Origin of the sequence: Micromonospora sp. AMSO12t, from assembly GCF_008806585.1 — a bacterium.
In the GTDB taxonomy this organism is placed as follows: domain Bacteria; phylum Actinomycetota; class Actinomycetes; order Mycobacteriales; family Micromonosporaceae; genus Micromonospora; species Micromonospora reichwaldensis.
The window spans coordinates 1-5,814 of the sequence record NZ_WAAS01000345.1 but is presented as its reverse complement, the minus strand read 5'-3'; the positions used below and the strand labels follow the sequence as shown (position 1 = coordinate 5,814).

Below are 5,814 nucleotides of genomic sequence, written 5' to 3'. Positions count from 1 at the left end.
CCGACCCGGGCCCGCCGCCCCCGACGACGAGCCCTGGTCCGGCGGGGACGTGTCCCCGCGCTCCGCCGGGTGCCGGGTGCGGAGCGCGGGGACCCCCCGTCACGGCTACTGCAGGAACGCCCCGAGGGGCGAGAGCAGCAACCGACCGAGCGCCGCGGCGGTGTCGTCCAGCCGCGCGCGCTCGCACTCGTGGGCGGCCGGGTCGTGCCGGCACCGCCAGATCTTCTGCGCGTTGCGCCAGGCGACGTCGCGGGTGTACTCGACCAGTTCCCCCTGGTACCAGTCGTCGATGTCGCCGTTGAGCATGTCGATGAGCAGCTGCCACCGCTCCAGGTAGCCGCGCCGCAGACCGGGGATCTTGTCCGCGAAGATCTTGTTGATCTCCAGGTAGTCGCGGTGCTGGTCGGTACCGTCAACCGGCTCCGACTCCAGGCTGTCGAACGTGGTCACCAACGCGAACGGCAGGTCGAAGTTGATGTGCGCGTTCACCCCGGCGGCCGCCGACGGCAGCGGGCGGGCGTCCGGCCCGCGCATCCGCTGGAACAGGCAGGCCCAGGCCTTCGGCGTACCCGGGCTGGAGTCGGTCCACAGCCGCATCGCGTCGAAGTAGCGGGCCGCGAACTCCACGTCGAGCCGGGACAGGAACACCGGGTCGGAGAACCGGTCGTCGTAGAGCCCGTTCAGCACGCTCTCGGTGATCGTCAGGTACAGCCGGTTGAAGTCGGCCAGCGGGCAGCTCGCCTCCAGCGGAGGCAGCCGGACCAGCATGTCCTGGAGCTTGGTGAGGTGGTCGACCACCGCCGGCACGTCGGCCGGATGGTCGGCGAGCAGATCGACGATGTCCCGATGCACGGGCCCCCACACCGGTTCCGTCATCTCTCCTCCACAGTGGTTCCCCCGGCACCCCCGTGCCGTCGGCGACGCAGCACAGCCTGCCAGCCGGCGATGGCCGGCCGGATCAGTAGAACGACGTATCCGCGCCGCGCGTCAGCCGGGCCGGTTGCGTAGGAAGATCGCGCTGGCCTGCACCCGGGTACGGACCTGGAGCTTGTCGAAGATGTGCGAGACGTGCACGCCGATGGTGCGCTCGCTGATGAACAGCCGCTGGCCGATCTCCCGGTTGGTGAGCCCCTCGGCGACGGCGGCGAGGACCTCCCGCTCCCGGGCCGTCAGCGCCGCCAGCTCGTCGCCGTCCGCCCCGGCGGCCGGAGCGCCGGTGGCCGGACGTTCCTCCAGCGACACCCGCGCCCGACCGGCGAGGGTACGGATCTCCGAGGTCAGCGGCACCGCGCCGAGCCCCTGCGCCACCTCGTACGCCTGGCGCAGCAGCTTGCCCGCGGTGGCGCTGCGGCTGCGCCGGGCCAGCAGCGCCTCCGCCTGCCGCAGCCGCGAGTAGGCCGCCGGGTAGGGGTGGTGACGGCGGTCCCACTGCGCCACCGAGCGGGCCCACAGCTCCGGGTCGCTGCTCTCCAGGCGGCTCACCTCGGCGGCGCACAGCGCCAGGAAGCCGTCCACCACGTCGCGTACCGGGCGGGCGGCGTGCTCGCTCTTGCGGGCGACCCGGTCGGCCACCTCCCGCAGCCGCCGCACCGCCGTCGGGTCGACGGCCACGGCGCGGCCGGCGTGCGCCTCGGCCTCGGCCCGCAGGCCGTGCCACACCAGCGCGGCGAGGATCCCCACGTCGTCGGAGCGGCTCTCGGTCAGGCCGCGCTGCACCGCCTGCCGGGCCAGGTCGTGCCGGCCCTGCCACATGGCCAGCCCCGCCCGCAGGGTGAGCAGCGGGATCACGTGCCGCGCCCCGCCGCCGGCGAGCATCGTGGCCACCGCGTCCAGGTCGCGGTCGGCGGCCTCGACGTCGCCGTAGCCCACCGACAGCCGGCAGCGCGCCAGCAGCAGCTCCACCGCGTCCGCGCCGGAGGGGCGGTGCCGCAACGCCGCCGCGACCACCTTCTCCGCCTCGGCCCACTGTCCGACGCGGAACAGCCCGTTGGTGGCGATGGCCAGCAGCCGGGTCTCGTACGTGCGGCCCAGGCCGAGCTCGGCCATCCGCTCGGCGCCCCGGCGGGCCACCACGACGCCCTCCTCCAGGACGTTGAGCGGGCCGGTCAGCAGCTCGGCCAGGTGCAGGTACGCGCACGCCACGTCCTCCGGGCGACCGGAACGCTCGGCGGTCTCCAGCGCGCGGCGCATCACCGCCAGCCCGGCGTCCGGGTCCTCCAGGTACGCCTCGGAGAAGCCGAGCGCGGCGCTGGCCAGCACCACCTCCGACGTGGAGCCCGGCACCTCGGCGGACAGCTCCAGCGCCTCCCGGGCCCGCCGGCCGGCGTCGGCGTACCGGCCGAGGTGCAGCAGCAGCTCGGCCAGGTGCGCCGCGGCCGTGGCCCGCTCCCGGGGCGTGCAGTCGGCGGCCTCCAGGGCCAGCTGGTACTCCGCCTCGGCCGGCGCCGAGCGGCCGGCGGCGGCCAGGTAGCGGGCCCGGCGGATGCGCAGCGCGCAGGCCGACGGGTCGGCGTCGGCGGCGGCCAGCTCCTCGATCAGCGTCAGCGCCCGGGCGTGCTCGCCGCAGTGGTGGGCGGCCTCGGCGGCGTGCCTGAGCAGCGTGACCCGGTCCACCTCCGGCGGTGCGACGCCCGGCGCGGCGGCCAGCTGCAACGCGACCGACCAGTGCCGGTGCGCCTCGGCCCAGCCGTGCAGCCGCTCGGCCTCCCGGGCCGCGGCCATCGCCGCCGGCAACGCCCGCGCCGGCTCGCCGGCCAGTCGCCAGTGGTGCGCCAGGCGCGCCTGGTGCAGCTCCGCCGGGGCCGCGGTGAGCGCCTCGGCGTAGCGGCGGTGCAGGGCGGCCCGCTCGGCCGTCAGCAGCTCGTGCTCCAGCACCTCGGCGACCAGCCGGTGCCGCAGCCGGTAGCCGTCGTCCGCGCTCACCAGCAGCCGGTGGGCGACCGCCGCCCGAGCCGCCTCGATCAGCTCGTCCTCGGGCAGCCGCACCACCCGGGCCAGCAGCCAGTGCCCCACCGGCTCGACGCCGGCCGCCACCGCGTGCACCACGGCGTGCGCGTGCTGCGGCAGCGCGTCCACCCGGGCCAGGAAGATCTCGCGCAGCGTGTCGGAGAGCTCGTCCCGCCCGTCGCGCAGGTCGCGGGCCAGCTCCTCCACCACGAACGGGTTGCCGCCGCTGCGCCGCCACACCAGCTCCGCCGCCTCCGGGGTCAGTGCGCGGCCGACCACGGCGGTGGCGAGCCGGTCGGTGCCGGCCCGGTCCAGCGGGGCCAGGTCGAGCACCCGCACCGTACGCAGCCGGCGCAGCTCGGTGAGCACGCGGCGCAGCGGGTGCGCGCCCTGCAACGACTCCGCCCGCACCGCCGCGAGCACCGACAACTGGAGGTCGCCCAACCCGGCCAGCAGGTAGAGCAGCAGCTGGCGGGTGCTGCGGTCGACCCACTGGAGGTCGTCCAGGACGAGCACCAGCCGGCGCCCCTCGGCGATCAGGTGCAGCCCCCGCGAGACCCGCTCCAGCAGCGCCCCGGCGCCGTCCGGGCCGGCGGTCTCCTCGGCGAACACCCCGAGGAGGTCACGGACCGCCGAGGACGTCCGGGCCTGGGCACCGGTCAGTTCGGCGTCGAGGCGGCGCAGCGCCTGGAGCAGCGGGTGCAGGGGCGAGGCGTCGCCGATGTCCAGACAGGAGCCGGTGAGCACCAGGGCCCCGGCGTCGCGCAGCCGGGTGCCCACCTCGCGCAGCAGCCGGGTCTTGCCGACGCCGCTCTCGCCGGTGAGAAAGACGGCGGCGGTGTTCCCCTGCGTGACGTCGTCGAGCAGCACGGATCGTACCGTCGTCACCAGGTCGGCCCGGCCGACGAGTGGTGCGGTGTCCACGTCGCTGGCCATGGCACGCAGCCTAGTCAAGTGCCCCCGCACCGTTCTACGGGTCTTTCGCGCCTGTGGTACTCCTCGCGTCGAGATCGCGACCGACGGTTGCGCAGGGTGGACATACGTCGTTCGGCAGATCCCCCGTCGGCCCATCGGTGACAGTGTCCGAGGCGTCGTCAGCACCGTGGGGAAGGCGGGTGCGATGCCCATGGCCACCATCGTCGCCGGTTCGCAGCGGTCCACCTCGGCAGGCTGGCCGGTACCGGAGGAGAAACGCCTCGTCACCGTGCTGTTCGTCGACATCGTCGGGTCGACCGCGCTCGTCGAGCGGCTCGACCCCGAGGACGTGCGGATCCTGCAACGGGCCTACTTCGACACCGTGGGCGGGGTGCTGCGCCGGTGGCACGGGGTGGTCGAGAAGTACGTCGGCGACGCGGTGATGGCCCTGTTCGGGGCCCGCCGGTCCGACGGCTTCGACGCGTACCGGGCGGTGCGGGCGGCGCTGGAGATCCAGGGGGCCCTCGACCGGCGACCGCCGCCCGGCGCGCCGCGCCTCCGGGTCCGGGCCGGGGTGGCCACCGGTGAGGCGCTGGTGGACCTCGCCGCGGCGCGCGACGGCGGGCACGGCGTCGCCAGCGGCGCGGTGATCACCACCGCCGCGCGGTTGCAGGAGTACGCCCCGCCGGGCGGGGTGGCGCTCTGCGCGGCCACCCACCGCGCCACCGTGGGGCTGGTCGACCAGCGCCGCGTACCGCCGGTGGCCCTGGCCGGCAAGGCGCTGCCGGTCGACGTGTGGCACGCCACCGGCACCACCCGACAGGCCCCGACCCGGCACGAGGGGCCGCTGGTCGGGCGGCGACGGGAACTGGCCGCCGCCCGGGACCTGATCGTCCGGGCCGTGCGGGGCCGCGACCCGCGCTGGCTGTCGCTGGTCGGTCCCGCCGGCAGCGGGCGCAGCCGGCTGCTGCACGAGCTGACCCGGGCGGTACGGACCGTGGACGGGGTGCCGGTGCGCTGGTGCGTCGCGCACTGCCCGCCGTACCCGCAGCCCCTGGCGCCCGTCGCGGACCTGGTGCGCGGGCTCGCCGGCCTCCGCGCCGGTGAGCCGCCCGCGACGGTACGGCGACGACTCACCGCCGCCCTCACGGACCTGGTGCCGCCCGCCGGCCTGACCGAGGCGGTGTACGCGCTGGAGGCGCTGCTGGGCACGCCGGACGGCTCCGGCGACGCGGCGCGGGGCGCCGAGGTGGCGCGGGAGGCGCTGCTGGGGCTCGCGGCCCGGCAGCCGGTGATGGTGGCGGTGGACGACCTCGACCGGGCCACCGCGACGCTGCACCGCTTCCTGCACCGGCTCTTCGCGGCGGCCACCGCGCGGTCGCTGCCGCTGGTGGTGGTGACCCTGCACCGTGCCGAGTGGACGGGCGCGCTGCCCGGCCCGCGGGACCGTCGGCACCGGTTGGCGGTGCCGCCGCTGCGCCCGGTGGAGACCGGACGGCTGCTGCGGCACCTGCTCGGCCGGGCCGACCGGCCGACGGCGGCGGCGATCACCCGGCTCCTGCCGCTGGTCGGCGGCAACCCGGGGCGGGCCGTCGCGTACGTGGCGTCGCCGGACGCGGCGCGGTCCGTGCCGGAGGCGGTGCGCCGGGAGGTCGACGCCCGGCTGGACCGCCTGGACGGGGCGCGGCGGGCCGTGCTGATGGCCGTCGCGACCGTCGGCGCGGGGATCACCGCCGCGACGGTGGCGCGCCTGCTCGACTGGGCTCCCGGGCGGGCCGCCCCGGTGCTGCGCGCCCTGGCCGCGACGGGTCTGCTGGTCACCCGCCCCGACGGCCGGTACGCCGTCGCCGACGCGGTGGTCCGCGAGGTCGCGTACGCCCGGCTGCCGAGGGCGGCGCGGGCCGCGTTCGCCCGCCGGGCCGGGCGGCCGGCGGAGTCGGACGCCCCTTCGGT

General features: G+C 76.7%; 3 protein-coding genes. 1 reads left to right on the top strand and 2 read right to left on the bottom strand.

The features are described 5' to 3' along the window. Nucleotides 1-105 precede the first annotated feature (105 nt). Complete coding sequence (locus F6X68_RS29900) at nucleotides 106-876, bottom strand: DUF5995 family protein (RefSeq protein ID WP_132234756.1); 771 nt, start codon at nucleotides 874-876, stop codon at nucleotides 106-108. A gap of 111 nt (nucleotides 877-987) precedes the next feature. Continuing rightward, nucleotides 988-3,882, bottom strand: coding sequence for a helix-turn-helix transcriptional regulator (locus tag F6X68_RS29895; protein WP_151457380.1), 2,895 nt, complete (start codon nucleotides 3,880-3,882; stop codon nucleotides 988-990). A 184-nt stretch (nucleotides 3,883-4,066) separates the two neighbouring features. On the opposite strand from F6X68_RS29895, the gene F6X68_RS29890 reads away from it, so the two are divergent. Then, nucleotides 4,067-5,814, top strand: a 1,748-nt coding sequence (locus F6X68_RS29890; RefSeq protein ID WP_225852510.1) for an adenylate/guanylate cyclase domain-containing protein, incomplete at its 3' end; no start/stop codon positions are given.

Excerpts from the sequence above, each read along its gene's own strand:
- F6X68_RS29900 (WP_132234756.1), bottom strand. The coding sequence starts at position 876 with ATGACGGAACCGGTGTGGGGGCCCGTGCATCGGGACATCGTCGATCTG.
- F6X68_RS29895 (WP_151457380.1), bottom strand. The coding sequence starts at position 3,882 with ATGGCCAGCGACGTGGACACCGCACCACTCGTCGGCCGGGCCGACCTG.